Raw genomic sequence first — 16,658 nt, 5'->3', positions numbered from 1 at the left:
CTAGCCTCGATGTTTCATCGTGAGGGGTCGGGGTGCTTGTCGGCGTCGGTGCCGGTGTCTGGTCGTGATTCTGCCGTGTGGGTGTGACACCTCGCCGCGTGTCGCTCGCGGTGGGCGCCGGTTCCGGCCGGTGGGGTTCCTGGGGTCGTGGGTGGGCAGGGGCGTGGGGGTCAGGTCGGTGCTGCGGCCAGGGCCCTGAGGCGCCGGTGCGCGGCGAGCACGAGGGGTGCCCAGTGGTAGGTGTCCTTGATGTGCAGGAGCACCCGGCGGGCGTGGCGTGCGATCGCGGCGGGGGCGGTGAACAGGCGCAGCCGTAACCGTTTCGGCTCCCACCGGCGGGCCTGCTGGTCGGTCAGGCCGAGGAGGCCGAGCCAGGCCAGGAGATCGGTGGCGAGCGCGACGATGTGGAGCCAGAGCTCGTTCTGGGCGAGGCTCTTCAACGGCAGGTTGCGCAGGCCGGTGTCCTTGGCGCATCGGATCCGGTCCTCGCAGCGGGCGCGTTGGCGGTGGCGTAGCTCGAGGACTTGGAGCTGGCCTCGGCGGGTGTTCGTGGTGAACGCGGTGAGGCGGTAGCCCTCGGCGTCATCGAGCCGGTCCTGCGCGACGCGGGCGCCGGGGTGGGGCCGTTCCCGGCGCACGATCACACGCATCCCGGCCGGCCAGCCCGTCAGGTGCCCATGCTGGGTGAGCAGGTTGGTGATGTCGGCGACGTCGGCGTGCTCGTTGACCTCACCGGCCGCGGTCAGCGCCGGAGTCCACCCGCCAGCCCTCGTGACGGCCTGGTAGATCTCGCCCATCTCGGCCCAGGGCAGGGTCCACCCGATCGAGTAGGACAGTCCGCGGCGGGTCAGGAACGTCAGGAACTCCCGGCTCGCCCGGCCCCGTCGGTGCGGATCATGACCTTCCGGCCCGGACGGGAGGCGTTGATCCCCGGTAGGGCGGCCAGCGCCCGTCTCGTCAGGTCGATATGATCGCTGGCGGTGTTCGAGCCGGCGTTGCCCGGCCGCAACAACGCGGCGAGGAGCTCACCACCCCCACCCTGGCCGTGGTCGAGGAACGCCAGCAGGGGGTGATGCCCAAAGGTGCGTTTGAACGTCGGCGCCGCCGCCTCCTTCTCACTGTGGGAGATGACGATCGTGGCATCCAGATCGATCACCAACGGGTTTGTCTCGCTGACACCATGCAGTGGTGAGGCCTGGCCTGCCAGGGCCCAGACCCGTTCCCGCGCCCGCTTGCGGGCCCTGGCGATCTGGGGCAGGACCCGATCAGTTTGCGCCGCCAAGGCGGTGATCGTGCGCGAGACCGTCGCCTCCGAAGCAACCGAGCCGAACACCTCCGGCTCACCACGCAGCACGGCCGCATCAGCCAGGCAGTCACCACCGAGCGCGAGCGTGAGGGCGAGATCGGTCAGCACCTTGGCCGGATCATGGCGAGCGGTCGGCTTGCGCCACCGCTCCAGCCCCGCCGACAACGTCGTCGACAGGCCGCTGACCGCGAGGACCTCCGTCAGCAGCACCCCACCCGCCGACCCCACCGCCGCGACCGGAGCCCCGTCGACTCGAACACTCGGATACGGGCGGGTAGCGTTCACCTCGAAGGTGCTCCTCGAACTGGTCCAGATGGTGCGTCGTAACACTCATCTTCCCAGTTCAGGGGCACCTTCACCGTCCCAGGCGCGCCACCCCCGTGAAATCACGAGGCTAGCCCAGACCCAGACCGTCTACTCCCGGTCATGCCGGTCGACGTATCGAACCTGGACCTGCCGTTCGGTCCACGCCAGGGCAACCCCTCGACACTTCTGGTAGCCATGCCGACCCGCGAGAATCCAGACCTCGACGGGGACCGGAGACTCCAGCTCCCGGCGGCGAGCCTCGCGGCGCTCCTGCTCAGCCATCGCCCGTGGTCGACGCGCACACCACGGCGATCCGGATCGGTCACGACACCGACACCGTCGCGGCGATCGCGGGTGCGCTGCTCGGGGCGCGGTGGGGGACCGGCGCGCTGCCCGAGCGGTGGACGCGGATGGTGCACGGCTGGCCGGGGCTCGACTGGTCGGGGCTGCGGGCGCTCGCGGAGCGCGTGGTCGCTCAGGGTGCCGATCGCCGGGGCGCCTGATGGGCCTGGGCAGTCAGAGGCGCAGGAGGTAGCGGAGCACCTGGTCGACGCGAGCGAGGTCCACGGGGCCCACTCGCCCGAGGACCTCCACCGCGCGGTCGGTCGAGATCGTGCGAATCTGCTCACACTGGACGTACGAGATCACCGGAAGCGCGCCGTCGAGCTCGACGTTCGTGGCGTACCCGCGCCGGGTGCGGGTGATCGGGAGAACGACGGCGAGGCCCACCGCCGAAAAGCGGGAGTCTGACACCACGAGCGCCGGTCGTCGCCAGGCGGCCTCATGCCCGATGGGATCACCGAGGTCGACCAGCCAGATCTCGCCACGCGCCATGGTCATCGCCGCACCGTCGGGCTCATCGCGGCGTCGCGCCGCCGCGGGCAGGTCTCAGGACGTCCTCCCACGACTCCGGCTCGAGCCCGTTCTTCGCAGAGGGCCCGGCAAACGTCTCGAGTTGGAACGCCCCGGCGAGGGCGTCCGACCGGACGACGTCCCAGAACGCCTCACGCTCGCGGGCGGCGATGGCTCGCTCGACCACGGCGGCGATGCTCGAGCCGTCGTGCGCCGCCAGCGCAGCCAGGCGGTCGCGGAGCTCCTGTGGGACGCGGATCGTCGTCGAGGTCACCCGGCAATGATACGAATATGTAGACGACTCCGTCTACCCGCAAGCTGCGCTCGTTGCGTTGCTCGCTCGGGACGCGACGTCACGCCGCACGTCGACGTCTCCAATAGATTGGCTGACGTCGCCGGGGGAGGGGTGCGCGTGACGGGGCAACCAAAAGCAGCGCAGGGAGGCCCGATGGAGTGGACGTTCGACGCCAACCCCGCCGAGACCGTCCTCGCCCTCGAGGCCACCCGCATGCAACAGGCTGCGCTGTTCGACCCGATGCTCGCCGTCGCCACCAGCAAGGTGGACCCCCTGCCGCACCAGATCCGCGCTGTCTACGGCGAGCTGCTTCCGAAGCCCGGCCCGCTGCGATTCCTCCTCGCGGACGACCCAGGCGCCGGCAAGACGATCATGGCCGGCCTCTACCTCAAGGAGCTCCTGCTTCGGGGCGACGTGCGCCGTTGCCTGATCGTCGCGCCCGGTGGCCTGGTGGACCAGTGGCAGGAGGAGCTCGCGGAGCGGTTCGACCTCGAGGTGACCATCCTCTCGCGCGCCCTCGCGGACGAGTCAGCCGATGGCAACCCGTTCGGCGACCCCGCCGACCGAACCCAGGCGCCCCTGATCCTCGTCGCGCGGATGGACCAGCTCTCCCGCGACGAGGCCTGGCTCGCCCATCTCGAGGGCAGCGAGTGGGACCTCGTCGTGGTGGACGAGGCGCACCGGATGTCCGCCACGTACTCGGGCGGCGAGCTGACCCGCACGCTGCGCTACCGGCTCGGCCAGCTCCTCGGCTCGATCACCCGCCACCTCCTGCTGATGACGGCCACGCCGCACGCGGGCAAGGACGAGGACTTCCAGGCTTTCCTCGCGCTGCTGGACCCGGACCGCTTCGAGGGCGCCTACCGCCGCGGCGTCCATCGCGCCGACTACTCGGGCCTCATGCGGCGCATGCTCAAGGAGGATCTGCTGACGTTCGAGGGTCGAAGCCTCTTCCCCGAGCGGATCGCCACCACCGTGCCGTACGAGCTCACCGCCGCGGAGCAGACCCTGTACGAGGAGGTCACGCGGTACGTCCGCGAGCAGATGAACCTCGCCGATCGCGTCGCGGCCGAGGGTGATGCCCGACGACGTACCACCGTCGGCTTCGCCCTTACCGTGCTGCAGCGTCGCCTCGCCTCCAGCCCGGCGGCGATCCACGAGAGTCTGAGACGCCGTTCCGAGCGGCTGCGCGCCCGCCGGACCGAGCTCTCGAGGCTCGGCGGCGCGTTGGAGGAGATCCACCACGCCGAGCTCGCCGTCGTCGACTCCACCCGTGTGACGCGGCTCTGGGAGGACCCGGAGGAGGTCGACGTCGAGGAGACCGAGGCCCTCGAGGAGCAGGTGCTCGACTCGGCGACGGCGGCGCGTACGGTCGCCGAGCTCGACGTCGAGCTCGCGGTTCTCGACGAGCTCACCGCGCTCGCGGCGCAGGTCCGCGCGAGCGGGACGGACCGGAAGTGGGGTCAGCTGCGCGATCTCGTGCTGCACGCGGGGGCGCGCAAGCTCATCGTCTTCACCGAGCACCGGGACACGCTGACCTACCTCACGGACCGGATCGCCACGGTGCTGGGGGACGCCTCCGCCGTCGTCGCGATCGACGGCGGGACGCGCCGGAGCGAGCGCCTTGCAGTCCGCGAGCGGTTCACGCACGACCCGACGTGCCGCATCCTCGTCGCGACCGACGCCGCGGGTGAGGGGCTGAACCTGCAGGCTGCGCACCTCATGGTGAACTACGACCTGCCGTGGAACCCGAACCGGCTCGAGCAGCGGTTCGGCCGGATCCACCGGATCGGCCAGCGCGAGGGGTGTCGGCTGTGGAACCTCGTGGCCTCCAACACCCGTGAGGGCCAGGTCTTCGAGCGCCTGCTGACGAAGATCGAGGAGCAGCGCACGGCGTACGGCGGCAAGGTGTTCGACGTCCTGGGTGAGCAGGCGTTCGGCGAGCGTCCGTTGCGCGAGCTGCTCCTCGAGGCGGTGCGGTACGGCGAGGACCCGGCGGTACGTGCCCGCCTGGACCAGGTGATCGACGCGAGCGTGGCGCACGGTCTCGCGGACCTCGTGCGCGAGCGGTCGCTGGCCACGCCGGAGATCTCCCTCGCCGATCTGCACGCGCTGCGCGCGGAGATGGACGAGGCACGGGCGCGGCGGCTCCAGCCGCACTACGTCGGCCGGTTCTTCGTGCACGCATTCCGCGCGGCGGGCGGATCGATCCATCCGCGAGAGTCGGGTCGGTTCGAGATCACGCACATCCCGTCGAACCTCCGGCTGGCCCGCGTGTCGCCTCGCTACGCCCGAGTCACGTTCGACCCGGCCACGGAGCGTGCGGAAGCCGAGGTCCTCGCGCCTGGGCACCCACTGTTCGACGCTCTCGTGGCCGAGACCCTGCGCCGCACCGCCCACACGCTCCGGCGGGGCGCCGTGCTCCTCGACCCCGATCCCGGTGCCTCGGCCCGCCTGATCGTGGCGGTTGCCGAGGAGCTGCACGACGGCGAGGATGCGATGGTCTCGAAGCGCCACTCGTACGTGGCGATCGACGGGGACGGCGGGCGGCTCGCGGGCCCGGCGCCGCATCTGGACCTGCTAGACCCGACGGACCCGGCCGCGGGCGTCGACCTGCGACGGCTGGCCGACGTCGTCGCAGCCACGCTGTCGCAGAGCTGGGCGGCACGCGTCGCGGGGTCCGCCCTGGACTGGTCGCGCGAGCACGGCCTGACGACCCACCGTGCGGAGGTCCAGCGCCGCGTTGCCCGCAGTTCGCTGCACACGCGCACTCTGGTCACGCAGCGGCTGCAGGCTCAGAGCAACTACTGGTACTCCGAGGCGGCGAGGCTGGCCGAGGACCAGGCCGCCGGCCGGCGGGTACGGGTCGCTCCCGCCACCGCTCGGGCGCGGGCCGAGGCGCTCGAGGAGCGGCTCGATGCGCGGCTCGCCTCGCTCGCTCGCCAGGAGGAGGTCCTGGCGGGCGAGCCCCGGGTGATCGGTGCCCTGCTCGCGGTGCCGCTGTCCGCCGTCGTGCCCGTGCCCGACGGCGAACCCGACGTTCCCGAGACCGCCGCGGACACCGCGGAGAGCGATCGTCGCGCCGTGGCGGCGGTGCTCGCGGCCGAGCGCGCGCTCGGGCGCGGGCCGGAGGAGCAGCATCACAGCAACCCGGGCTGGGACGTCCTCTCGACGCGGCCGGACGGCACCACGCTGCGGATCGAGGTGAAGGGCCGGCTACGCGGCGCCCACGACGTGCACCTGTCGATCCAGCAGATCATCACCGGGCTGAACTCCGGGGACGACTTCGTGCTCGCGCTCGTGGAGATCGATCCCGACGGCGACGCGTCCCGCGACCGCCTGCGCTACGTGTACCGGCCGTTCGAGGGGATGAGCGTGCACGTGCTCGACTCCTACCGCCAGCTGCTGTGGCGGCCGTTGTGGGAGCGCGGCGGACCGCCGCGGTAGCGTCCGGCGGCACGCAGGGAGCGGGTCAGTTGGTTTCGCGGTCGGCAGGTGCGCGCCGATGTAGCCGACGTAGACCACGCCGTCGATCGTGGTCGCGTCGAGGTAGTGCAGGCGCGGCGAGATGAGCCCGACGTTCGCGAGCTTGAAGTGTGCTCCCATGAACACGATGCCGCTCGGATCGATATGCGTCGGGACGGGCAGTCTCCGGGGCTGGCAGAACTTCGCGTTCTTCTTCACGTCCTCGCTCTCGTCGCGAGCGTGGCGGTTGGCGGAGAACCCGTGGCAGCCGTCCGGTGTGTTCTCGAGGAAGTGGTGGACCCCGCCGGTGAAGGTCCCCTCGGACTTCGCGCGGGCGTAGTCCTCGAGGGCCAGAAGCGCGTTCCATGCCTTGACCGACGAGCCACCGTAGGGGAGCGAGACGTCGAGATCGCTCGTGGTCTCGGCACTGCCTGTGAAGACGACGCGGTCGAGCTCTCCGTCGAGCCGCTCGAGGAGCTCCGCGAAAGACTCGGGAGCCTTGTCGCGCGGGCTGGCCTCGACGGGCGTCCAGGCGGCATCGTGCGCGCCGACGTCGAGCAGTCGGAGCCGGAGCCCCCGGACCTGTCGGCTCAGCTCCTCGAGTTGGTGGAGAGCGTCGGTCCACTCGAGCTCGATGTCATCCCGCTCCTGGCGCACCGTCAGCAGCTCGGCACTGACGTCTCGCGCCTCGCGACGGGCGCGCTCGGACCGCTCGCCGAGATCCTCGGCGCGGGCATAGGCCTCCAGGCGCTCGCGCGCCAGTGCCGAGTACCTCACCTGCATCGACTCGATCTCCCGGGCGCGGGCGTCGGAGACCTCACGCGCCGCGGCGAGCGCCCGCAGCAGCTCGGTGTCCAGGGGTGCCCCGAACAGCTCGAGCGCGAGCTCGTCGAGAACCGACGGAGCGGGAGACACCGTGATGAGCTCTGGCGCAGGACGAGTCTCGGTCTCCGGTCGGTGCGCCGCCGGCTGCGCGTCCTCGCGGAAGGGCTCCGGGTTGCGGAGGCGGTCCTCCTCGGCGATCTTCTCGACGCGCGAGTCGAGGTACTTCTCGTCCGCCAGCTTCTCGAGGCGATCGCGAGTGCTCCTCGCCCAGGACGGCACCTCGGCGGCGAGAGCGAGCTCCGCAGCGCGTGAACCGAGGGTCCGCGCGATCTGCTTCGGGTTCGTCGCGAGAATCGTCTCGGTGGTGAGGAACCGGTGGCGGAGGGCGTCGAGGTCCTCCGAGGGGTGCACCCCGGGAAGGAAGGTGCGCAGAGTCCCGGGCGAGACGGCGTGACGTGCCCCGAGCTCGTGTTGCAGAAGCTCGGTGGCCTCGGCGTCGAGCACGTACCCGGCCGCGAGGCCCACCGTGTCGTGGAGCAGCCTGCCGACGTAGTCCTGCCATTTCGGGAGCGGGAAGTCGGGCGTGCTCCCGGCGACGAACACGAGACCCCGACGTTCCTTGTCGAGCAGTGCCGCCAGCACGTCCTCGGCCTCGTCGCCACGAACGACCGTCGGATGCGCGGCGAGAGACGCGCGGCCATCCGTCGCCTCCAGCACGTCGAGCAGGTCGCGAGCCACCCGGGGGATGCCCGCCGGCCTCGGCCCGTCGATGTCGATCCACGCCCAGTCCTTCCGCCGATGGCCGTTGCCGGGGTCTTGCGCGATGACCTGGGTGGTCCATGTGCCGTCGGTGGTTGCCTCCTGCAGCAGGAACATCCCGGAGCGCGTGTGATCCCTGCCGGTATCGGTGACGAGCAGCGCCTCGGCGTTCTCGCCGATTCGTGCGATCGGGCCATCCCAGACCAGCGCGTCCGCGTCGTAGCGTTTGCTCCGCAGCCAGGCGTGGACCTGCGCGAACACGTCGTCCACGGTCGACTTCCTGTCGGCCACGGTGAACAGCGATCGGTACCTCAGCACGGAATGCCCCCTCGCGCGTCGAACTCTGCGTTCCCCCCATCACAGCGCATCGGTCCGACATCCGCAGGCGCTTCAGTCGTGCCCTCGGACCTCGAGCTCGTAGCGCGTGTCCCGCACTCCCCGACCTCCCAGCACGCGGACCTGCCCGGCCTGCTCCAGGCGGCGCAGCGCGTGCGACACCTGGCGGTCCGTGAGTCCGGTTCGGGACGCGATCTCGGCTCGGCTCGCTCCGTCGCCTCCGATTGCGCTCATGATGGCGCGTGCGTGACGCGTGGTCGGTACGAGGCCGGGGGATGTGCCCGTGGTGTTCGGGTCGGCAGGGGGTGGTGCCGGGCGGGTATCCGGGGAGCTCGCATGAGCGGGAGAGTCCGCGAGGGTCGAGTCGGTCGGGACGTCGACGAGCAGCGGCGGCGTGCGCATGGTCAGCGGCACAGCCGCCTCCGGATCGAGGCGGTAGGTGCGTGCTCCGCGCTCGCCGCGGGCCACGACCAGGCCGCGGTCGGTGAGCTCCATGAGCTGGGCTCGTGCCTGGGTGGAGTCCATGGGAAACGTTTCGCGGAACTCGCGGTTCGTCCAGACGGCCCCGTGCCGCATCCCGACGAGGGCGTGGCGCTGCGCGTCGGTGAGACCGGCGGTCCCGGGAAGACTCGCCAACCACGTCAGGTCGGACGGGTCGAGCAGCGCGTGCTGCGGGACGACTGCCGTGAACCTGATCCCGGCGTCGAAGAAGTGGGGCGGGCTCATTCCTGCAAGCCTCAGGGCCTCTCGGGCAGCCGCGATGCCGGTTCCGACGCCCTCGATCACCCGTCGCCCATCTGCGGTCCGGACGTCCTTGAGCATGTCGTAGAGGCTCTGATTGCGCGCGTAGCCGCCGTCGCGCTTCCCGAGCTGCTCCACGCTGAGGCCAACGAGACCGCCGGGGTTCGTGATGACGAGCCGGTTCGTCTCGAGCACCAGCTGGACGCGGCCTCCGAGCGCGTGGGGTCCGATGTCGCGATGGACGAGTGCGTTGGCGATCAGCTCGCGGAGAGCCTCTGAGGGGAACGCGGGTTCGTCCCTGCCGTGACCGTCGGGACCGAAGCGCACGCGAGTGGCGGTGTTGCGCCGCACCCACGAGACCGCCTGGTCGAGCAGCTCGGGAAGTGGGCCATCGAAATGCGCGAGATCAGAGCTTCGAGTTCCCGGTGGGTCGCTGGCGAGCGGCGCCATCCGGGCCGAGATCGAGAGCGTGGGCACGAACTCTTGCGGGTAGGAGCCGAGGGCGTAGAGCCCGCCGAGCGTGAGCGCCCCGGTTCGACTGACGACCCTGGTGTGCCGGAGGACCTCGTCGTCGGACATGGCCGCGAGGCGTGAGGATCGCGATCGGACGTTCACCAGGTACGCGGTCGTGAGGACAGGATCGAGGTCGGCGACCGAGGTTCCGATCGCGTCTTCTCGGTCGTACCGTGGGGTGGCGCGCTCCGCGATGAATGCTTGAACCTCCTGCTCCGACAGCGGATAGTCGCCGTCGTACGAGCGCAGGTACGCGCGGTGCGTCCCGCGGATGAAGCAAGGTTTCCGGGAGGAGGGCAACTCAGCGAGACGGGCGACGACGATCGTTCGTTCGTCCACCAAAGCGTCCTCGAACGTCGCCTGGAGCGAGGGCTCGACGGCGTCTCGCGCCTGGGCGGCGAGGCGACGCTTGGCGTCGGCGACGTCGTAGACGCCGGTCGCAGCGAAATCGTCCGCCTCACTGAGCCCGAGCACGATCACGCCACCACCGGGAAGATTCCCGAACGCCGAGAGCGTCGGTGCCAGATCGGTGGGGTACCCCTTCGAGGCGCGCTTCGCTTCGATGTCCGCGACGTCGCTGCCCTCGGCACGCAGGATGTCGACGAGTGCAGCAACGTCCAGATCAACACTCGACATGCACATAATGTACAACTCGGGCGCGTGTGAGTGTAGATCATGTCGATGTGGCCGATGCGACGTGTCGCCGCTGGTCCGACTGGGGGCCGGCGGCATGCCTGGCGTCGCTTCGTCGTCGACGTGGCACTACGTCCGACGGCGGGCCAGTTCTGTCGTCCCGGGCATGGGATGAGCGCGCACCGCCGTGTAGAACGCCTGGTCCAGCGGCCATGCGAGGTCGACCGAGGCGCCTGGGTCAGGCGGCGGCGGCTGGTCCGAGTAGGGGATCAGCAGGGAGAGCGGCACACCGAGTGCGCCCGCGAGCTTGACGAGCTGCCGCACCTGCGGACTGTAAGCAGAGTCCGAGGTCGAATCGCGGCTCTCGATCTTCTCGATGACACCGTCGCTCACCCCAGACGCCCTGCTGAGGGCGGCGCGGCTGAGCCCGCGATCGAGCCGGATGGCCTCCAACCGTCTGCCGAGGTGCTCGGCGAAGCCTTCCAGGAGCACGTCCTCGCCAGGATCGCGCCTCTTGTTGACCACGACTCGAGCGTTGGGGGCGGGTTCTGTCTCCACCTACCAATAGATTGGGTAGTCTCCCAATGGATTGCGACGTAGCCGTGCCCGGGCGCAGGTCGCCCGAGTTGGAGGACCGCCGTGACCGCGCCCCACCCCGCCCCGCCGGTCCGCAAACTCATCGAGGTCTCCCTCCCGCTGGAGGAGATCAACCGCGAGTCCGCGCGGGAGAAGTCGATCCGGCACGGCCACCCCTCCACGCTCCACCTGTGGTGGGCCCGCCGCCCTCTGGCCGCCGCCCGCGCCGTGCTGTTCGCGCAGCTCGTGGACGACCCGTCCTCCCACCCCGACCGCTTCCCCACCGAGGCCGACCAGCGCCGCGAGCGCGAGCGCCTGCACGGCCTCATCCGCCGCCTTGTGGTCTGGGAGAACGTGAACGACGAGCGCCTCCTGCGCGAGGCGCACGCCGAGATCGTGGCGTCCGCTCCCGACGGCGTGCCCCCCGCCATCCTCGACCCGTTCGCGGGCGGTGGCACGATCCCGCTCGAAGCCCAGCGCCTCGGCCTGGAGGCGCACGCCTCCGACCTCAACCCCGTGGCCGTGCTCATCAACAAGGCGCTCATCGAGATCCCGCCCCGGTTCGCGGGCCGCCCGCCCGTGTTCCCCGGTGCCGCGGAGGAGAAGCTGGGTGATTGGCCGCGTGCCACCGGCCTGGCGGAGGACGTGCGCTGCTACGGCGCCTGGATGCGGGACCGCGCCGCCGAGCGCATCGGCCACCTTTATCCGAAGGCCACCCTGCCCGACGGCTCCGAGGCCACGGTCATCGCGTGGATCTGGGCCCGCACCGTCACCTGCCCCAACCCGGCGTGCGGCATCGAGATGCCGCTGGTGCGCTCGTGGTGGCTGGGCAAGAAGAAGGGCAAGGAGGCATACGTGGTGCCGTCGGTGATTCCCGACGGCGCAGCCCCCTCCGGTCGCCGCGTCGCCTTCTCGATCGGTCACGATCCCGCGCAGGCGCCCACCAAGGACGACGACGGCACGATGTCCGGGCGCACGGGCGCGACATGCGTGGCATGCACGACGGCGGTGCCCGTCTCGCACATCCGAGCCGAGGCTGAGTCCGGGCGCATGGGCTCCCGACTCATGGCTACTGTGGCTGAGGGTCGTCGTCAGCGCGTCTACCTTGACCCCGATGGTGCCCAGGTTGAGGCCGCCGCGACAGCACCTCCGAACGGCGTCCCGGATGGCCGCATTGCCGACAATCCCCGCTGGTTCTCTCCCCCGGCTTACGGGTTGACCGAGTTCGGCGACCTGTTCACGGACCGGCAGCTCGTGGCGCTCACCACGTTCAGCGACCTCGTGACCGAGGCCCGCGAACAGGTGTTGCGCGACGCCCTCGCCGCGGGCCTCCCCGAGGGCAACCGCCTCGAAGTCGGCGGCGACGGCGCCGCCGCGTACGCCGATGCCGTCGCCACCTACCTCGGGATGGCCGCCTCGAACACCACTGACGACCACTCATCATTGGTCAGCTGGAGGTCGTCGCATGGGACCGGCGCGACCCGATCGACGTTCGCTCGGCAGGCGCTCCCGATGGTCTGGGACTACGCCGAAGCCAACCCTCTCTCTGGTACAGCGGGTGACTTCTCGAACACGATTCCCGGCGTCGTTGCCGTACTCGAGCGCGGGCCGGATGCAGCCGCCGCCCACACCGAGCAAGCAGACGCATCTACCCGGCAATACGGATCGCTGCTTCTGAGCACAGACCCTCCGTACTACGACAACATCGGGTACTCGGACCTGTCGGACTTCTTCTACGTCTGGCTCCGCCGCTCGCTGCGCGACGTTCACCCGAGCCTTCTGAGCACGATGCTCGTCCCCAAGGCCGAGGAACTCGTCGCCAACCCGTACCGGCACGGCGGCAAGGAGGGTGCGTCGAAGTGGTTCGAGGAGGGGTTCGAGCACGTGTTCGCCCGCGCCCGCGAGTCGGCACGGGACGACTACCCGATCACCGTGTACTACGCGTTCAAACAGGCCGAGCTCGAGTCCGAGGGCGTCGCGAGCACCGGCTGGGCTACGCTGCTGGAGGGCATGATCCGGTCCGGCTGGGCCATCACGGCCACCTGGCCCGTCCGGTCGGAGCGCACAGGCCGGATGATCAGCGTGGGCACGAACGCCCTCGCGTCCAGCATCGTCCTGGCCCTCCGCCCCCGCCACGCCACGGCACAGGCCACCACCCGCCGCGGCTTCATCGCCGCGCTCAAGGCCACGCTCCCGCAGGCGCTCACCGAGATGCAGCAGGGCGCCATCGCACCCGTGGACCTCGCGCAGGCCACCATCGGCCCCGGCATGGCCGTGTTCTCCGCGTACTCGCAGGTGATCGAGGCCGACGGCTCCCCAATGACGGTAAAGACTGCGCTCGCGCTCATCAACCAGTCGCTCGACGAGGTGCTGGCCGAGCAGGATGGCGAGCTGGACGCGGACACGCGGTTCGCCGTCGACTGGTACCGCCAGTACGGCTGGACCGCGCAGCAGTTCGGCGAGGCCGACGTGTTGGCCCGCGCGAAGAACACCAGCGTCGAGGGCCTGGCCCGCGGCGGGGTGCTGACCAGTGCCGCAGGCAAGGTCGCACTCGTCCAGGCGAAGGACCTCGACCCCGCCTGGAACCCCGCGAACGACGACCGCGTCTCCCTCTGGGAAGCCACACTGCACCTCGCGCAGTCCTATGCCACGCAGGGCGGAGAGACGACGGCGCGGCTGCTGTCAGCCGTCGGGAATCGCGTGGATCTCGACGCGGTGCAGCTGCTCGCGTACCGCCTCTACGAGATCAGCCAGAAGGATCGCCCGGCGGACGCGTTGCTTTTCAACGGCCTCGGCCAGGGCTGGTCCGACCTCACCTCGGCGTCCCGGCGGACCACCGCGCGCGCAACCCAGGGCACGTTCGACCTGGACGGGAGCGCGTGATGGGCCGCCACTCGGCTGACGCCACCGAGCCCGCAGTGGCCGCGACGTCGGCGTACGCGCACGCCGCCTACGGCCGAGCCCTGCACGACCTCACCGCGGAGCTCGCCCCCTGGGTGGACGAGCAGCTCACGGTCACATTCCCCGGCAGGGACTGGAAGGCCGCGCTCGGCGCGCGCGACGCCGCGAAGACCGGGCACGAGGTGCCGGTCGACCTTGGCGATCCGCGTCGGCTGATGCGGATCCTGCGGGACGACTACCGCGCCTTCACCCCACGCCTCACCCGGACCCAGGCGGCCTACGCCCACCTCGTGCTCGACCTCACCAACTCCTGGGCACACGCCACCGCCATGGACGGCCACACCGCTCGCCGGGGGATCGAGTACATGGTCGACCTGTTGCTGTCACTCTCCCGGCCCGACGCCGCCGAGCGGCTCCAGGTGCTCGCGGACGGCGTCGACGGCGGCCGGCCCACGATCGCCCGCGCCGAGGAAGCGCATCCCGCCACGGACGGGACGCGCGACGCCGAGCCCGACGACGCGTCGATCGCCGAGCGCGCCGACGTTGACTCCGGCGCCGGGATGGAGTCCGCCGTTCGCGTGGGCAACGACTCCACCGAGTACGTGCCGGCCGCTACCGAGCCGCGCCAGCACTCGTGGCTCCTGAACCAGCTCGACGATCCGGCATCCGTCGAGGTCGTGCGCGGCGAGATCGCCGACGTGATCGCCGCGGAGGCGCCGATCCTGCTGGACCGGCTGCTCGCCGTGGTGGTCTACCGCTTCGGGCTCCAGCAGGCGCACGACAAGCGGCGGCGCTCGATCGAGCCGTTCGTGCCCGCGCACCTCATTCGGGTGTCAGCCAACCGGGACCGAGTGGTGTGGCCCGAGGGCGAGGGACCGGAGGGCTACACGTCCTACCGAATCCCGCCACCGGGACGACGCCGGCCGGTCGCCGACATCCCGTACGAGGAGCTTCGGAACGCGATGGTGGAGATCTGCTGGGAGCAGCCCGACGGCGTGTCGCCCGGCCAGCTCGCCTACCTGGTCAACGCGGAGTTCGGCGGCCAGCGCGTCAAGGGTCCGACCGGGGACCGGTTGCAGGGCGTGATCGACGCGGCGCTTCGGGAGGGAACGCTCCATCGCCGCGATGGAGCGATCGTCGCCACCACGACGGAGGTCTGACATGGGATTCGAGACGCCTCAGCTGAAGCTGGCGGAGCTGCTGGCGCAGGTCCGGGACGGGCGCGTGCAGCTCCCTGACTTCCAACGCGGATACAAGTGGGACGACGATCGCATCCGCGAGCTCCTGGTGACCGTGCTCCGCGGGCACCCGATGGGAGCGCTCATGCAGCTCGCGCACAGTGACGGTGCCGGCGTGCGGTTCAAGCCGCAGCCGCTCGCGCGCGTGGCGGACGACGCCGCGCTCGAGCATCGGCAGCTCGAGCAGCCGGAGTACCTGCTGCTCGACGGCCAGCAGCGGATGACCTCCCTTTACCAGGCGCTGACCGGCAGCGGGGTCGTGGCCACCAAGGACTCGCGCGGCAAGCTCCTGACGCGTCGGTACTACCTCGACGTCGAGAAGGCCCTGGGGGATCCGAGCGAGCAGAACGACGCCGTGCTGTCACTCCCAAAGGACGGGGTGGTGCGGGACAACTTCGCTCGAGACGTGGTGCTCGACGTCTCGACGGCGCAGCTGCAGGCGGCCACGGGGATCATGCCGTTCACGGCGCTCTTCGACGGCACGGACACCAGCTGGTTGCTGCGCTACGTGGGTGCTCCGGACGCCGACCAGTCGGCACGGCTCATGGTGTTCGAGGCCTTCAACAACCGCGTCGGCGGAACGATCAAGGGATACGTCATCCCGGCGATCCGCCTCGACAAGCACACCACGAAGGAGGCCGTGGCCACCGTCTTCGAGAAGGTGAACTCCGGGGGCCTCCCCCTGAACAACTTCGAGCTGCTCACCGCGATCTACGCGGGCGACGCGGGGTACTACGCCGAGCACGGCGACGACTTCCGGCTCGGGGAGGACTGGGCCGCGCACCGGGGGGTGCTGCATCGCCACGCCGTGCTCCAGGGCATGCGGGAGACCGAGTTCATCCAGGCCGTGCTCCTGCTCGCGACCCTCGAGCGGCGGAGAGCGGACCTCGAGTCCGGGTCCACCAAGGTCCGCGCGGTGACGGCGCGTGGCGACGACATGCTCAATCTCACCCTGCGCGAGTACCTGCGCTGGGCGCCCGTGGCACGAGAAGGCTTCGAGTGGGCCGCCGGCTTCCTCCTGCGTGAACACGTGCACACCTCCGGCTGGCTCCCTTACCGCAGCCAGACCGTGCCGCTCGCGGTGTTCCGCGCTCTGCTCGGCACGGACATCGATGTGTACCCCGTCCTGGAGCGGATCCGGCGCTGGTACTGGGCGGGTGTCATGGGTGAGCTCTACGGATCGTCCACCGAGACGCGCTTCGCCCGCGACGTGGAGCAGGTACCGGCGTGGGCGCGGGCCGCGGTGACGGGTGAGCGTGCGGCGCGTCCGGGCACCGTGGAGGATGCGATCTTCCGCGAGTCCCGGCTGCTCTCGCTGCGCAGCTCGCGGTCCGCTGCCTTCAAGGGGATCTACGCGCTCCTGCTCAAGCACGGCGCGCGGGACTGGAAGCTGGACCAGGCCATCGACCACGCGAGCTATCTGGCGCAGGGCATCGACATCCACCACATCTTTCCCAAGTCGTGGTGCGACAAGCAGGGCATCGGCTACGACAATCGTGAGTCGATCATCAACAGGACGCCACTCGCCGCTGGGACGAACCGGCACGAGGTCAGGGGCGACTCGCCCGCGGTCTATCTGCCACGGCTCGAGCGGAACACCGGCATGTCGCCCGAGCAGGTCGACGCCCTGCTCACGGGCCACCTCATCACGCCCGAGACCATGCGTGCGGCCGACTTCGAGGCGTTCTTCGAGGCTCGTCGTGACGCGCTCCTCGACGTGGTCGGGGCGGTGCTGGACACCGAGGTTGTTCGCGACGTCGTGCGCGACGAGGTCGGCGCGCTGCACGGCGAGGAGGACGCCTCCGCCTACGAAGAGGAAGGGCCGGCGACCCGAGAGGGAGACGTGCCGGACCCCGACGTCGAGGACCCCGACGTCGACGATGCCGAGCTCGACGCCGAGGGCGAGCACTGA

Annotated in this window: 9 protein-coding genes and 1 pseudogene; 5 read left to right on the top strand and 5 right to left on the bottom strand. The window is 70.5% G+C overall.

What is annotated here, in order from left to right:
- Window positions 1–170 precede the first annotated feature (170 nt).
- Window positions 171–1,591, bottom strand: a pseudogene (locus AC3AQ1_RS08250) (IS1380 family transposase).
- Between the two features lie 308 nt (window positions 1,592–1,899).
- On the opposite strand from AC3AQ1_RS08250, the gene AC3AQ1_RS08245 reads away from it, so the two are divergent.
- Window positions 1,900–2,115 (top strand): ADP-ribosylglycohydrolase family protein, encoded by a 216-nt coding sequence (locus AC3AQ1_RS08245; protein ID WP_234417424.1) that lies wholly within the window; start codon window positions 1,900–1,902, stop codon window positions 2,113–2,115.
- 13 nt (window positions 2,116–2,128) lie between these two features.
- Here AC3AQ1_RS08245 and AC3AQ1_RS08240 read toward each other — a convergent pair whose 3' ends face one another.
- Both AC3AQ1_RS08240 and AC3AQ1_RS08235 read right to left on the bottom strand, forming a co-directional pair.
- On the bottom strand, window positions 2,129–2,452 hold the full coding sequence (locus AC3AQ1_RS08240) for a type II toxin-antitoxin system PemK/MazF family toxin (protein ID WP_199916441.1): 324 nt from the start codon (window positions 2,450–2,452) through the stop codon (window positions 2,129–2,131).
- Between the two features lie 16 nt (window positions 2,453–2,468).
- Window positions 2,469–2,738, bottom strand: a complete 270-nt coding sequence (locus AC3AQ1_RS08235) for a ribbon-helix-helix protein, CopG family (RefSeq protein WP_108718594.1) — start codon at window positions 2,736–2,738, stop codon at window positions 2,469–2,471.
- Window positions 2,739–2,912: 174 nt separating this feature from the next.
- Here AC3AQ1_RS08235 and AC3AQ1_RS08230 point away from each other — a divergent pair, with 174 nt between their 5' ends.
- Complete coding sequence (locus tag AC3AQ1_RS08230) at window positions 2,913–6,206, top strand: helicase-related protein (protein WP_199916440.1); 3,294 nt, start codon at window positions 2,913–2,915, stop codon at window positions 6,204–6,206.
- Window positions 6,207–8,198: 1,992 nt separating this feature from the next.
- Here the strand turns inward: AC3AQ1_RS08230 and AC3AQ1_RS08225 are convergent.
- Window positions 8,199–10,034 carry an ATP-binding protein gene (locus tag AC3AQ1_RS08225; protein ID WP_159096450.1) on the bottom strand — a complete coding sequence of 612 codons (1,836 nt, stop codon included), beginning with the start codon at window positions 10,032–10,034 and terminating at the stop codon, window positions 8,199–8,201.
- Window positions 10,035–10,160: 126 nt separating this feature from the next.
- The gene (locus tag AC3AQ1_RS08220) at window positions 10,161–10,556 is read right to left on the bottom strand and encodes a helix-turn-helix domain-containing protein (RefSeq protein WP_159096449.1); all 396 of its coding nucleotides are present in this window, start codon (window positions 10,554–10,556) and stop codon (window positions 10,161–10,163) included.
- A 114-nt stretch (window positions 10,557–10,670) separates the two neighbouring features.
- On the opposite strand from AC3AQ1_RS08220, the gene AC3AQ1_RS08215 reads away from it, so the two are divergent.
- From AC3AQ1_RS08215 to AC3AQ1_RS08205, 3 genes are read left to right on the top strand one after another with little or no spacing between them, the layout of a single operon-like run.
- Complete coding sequence (locus AC3AQ1_RS08215) at window positions 10,671–13,490, top strand: DUF1156 domain-containing protein (RefSeq protein ID WP_199916439.1); 2,820 nt, start codon at window positions 10,671–10,673, stop codon at window positions 13,488–13,490.
- Window positions 13,490–14,668, top strand: coding sequence for a Swt1 family HEPN domain-containing protein (locus AC3AQ1_RS08210; RefSeq protein ID WP_108718591.1), 1,179 nt, complete (start codon window positions 13,490–13,492; stop codon window positions 14,666–14,668). Before AC3AQ1_RS08215 ends, AC3AQ1_RS08210 begins: the two co-directional genes overlap by 1 nt.
- Before the next feature lies 1 nt (window position 14,669).
- A complete protein-coding gene (locus tag AC3AQ1_RS08205; RefSeq protein ID WP_108718590.1) occupies window positions 14,670–16,658 on the top strand; it encodes a DUF262 domain-containing protein in 1,989 nt (662 codons plus the stop codon).

The sequence above is a fragment of the Miniimonas sp. S16 genome (assembly GCF_057748195.1).
This window is presented reverse-complemented; position numbering and strand designations above follow the sequence as displayed.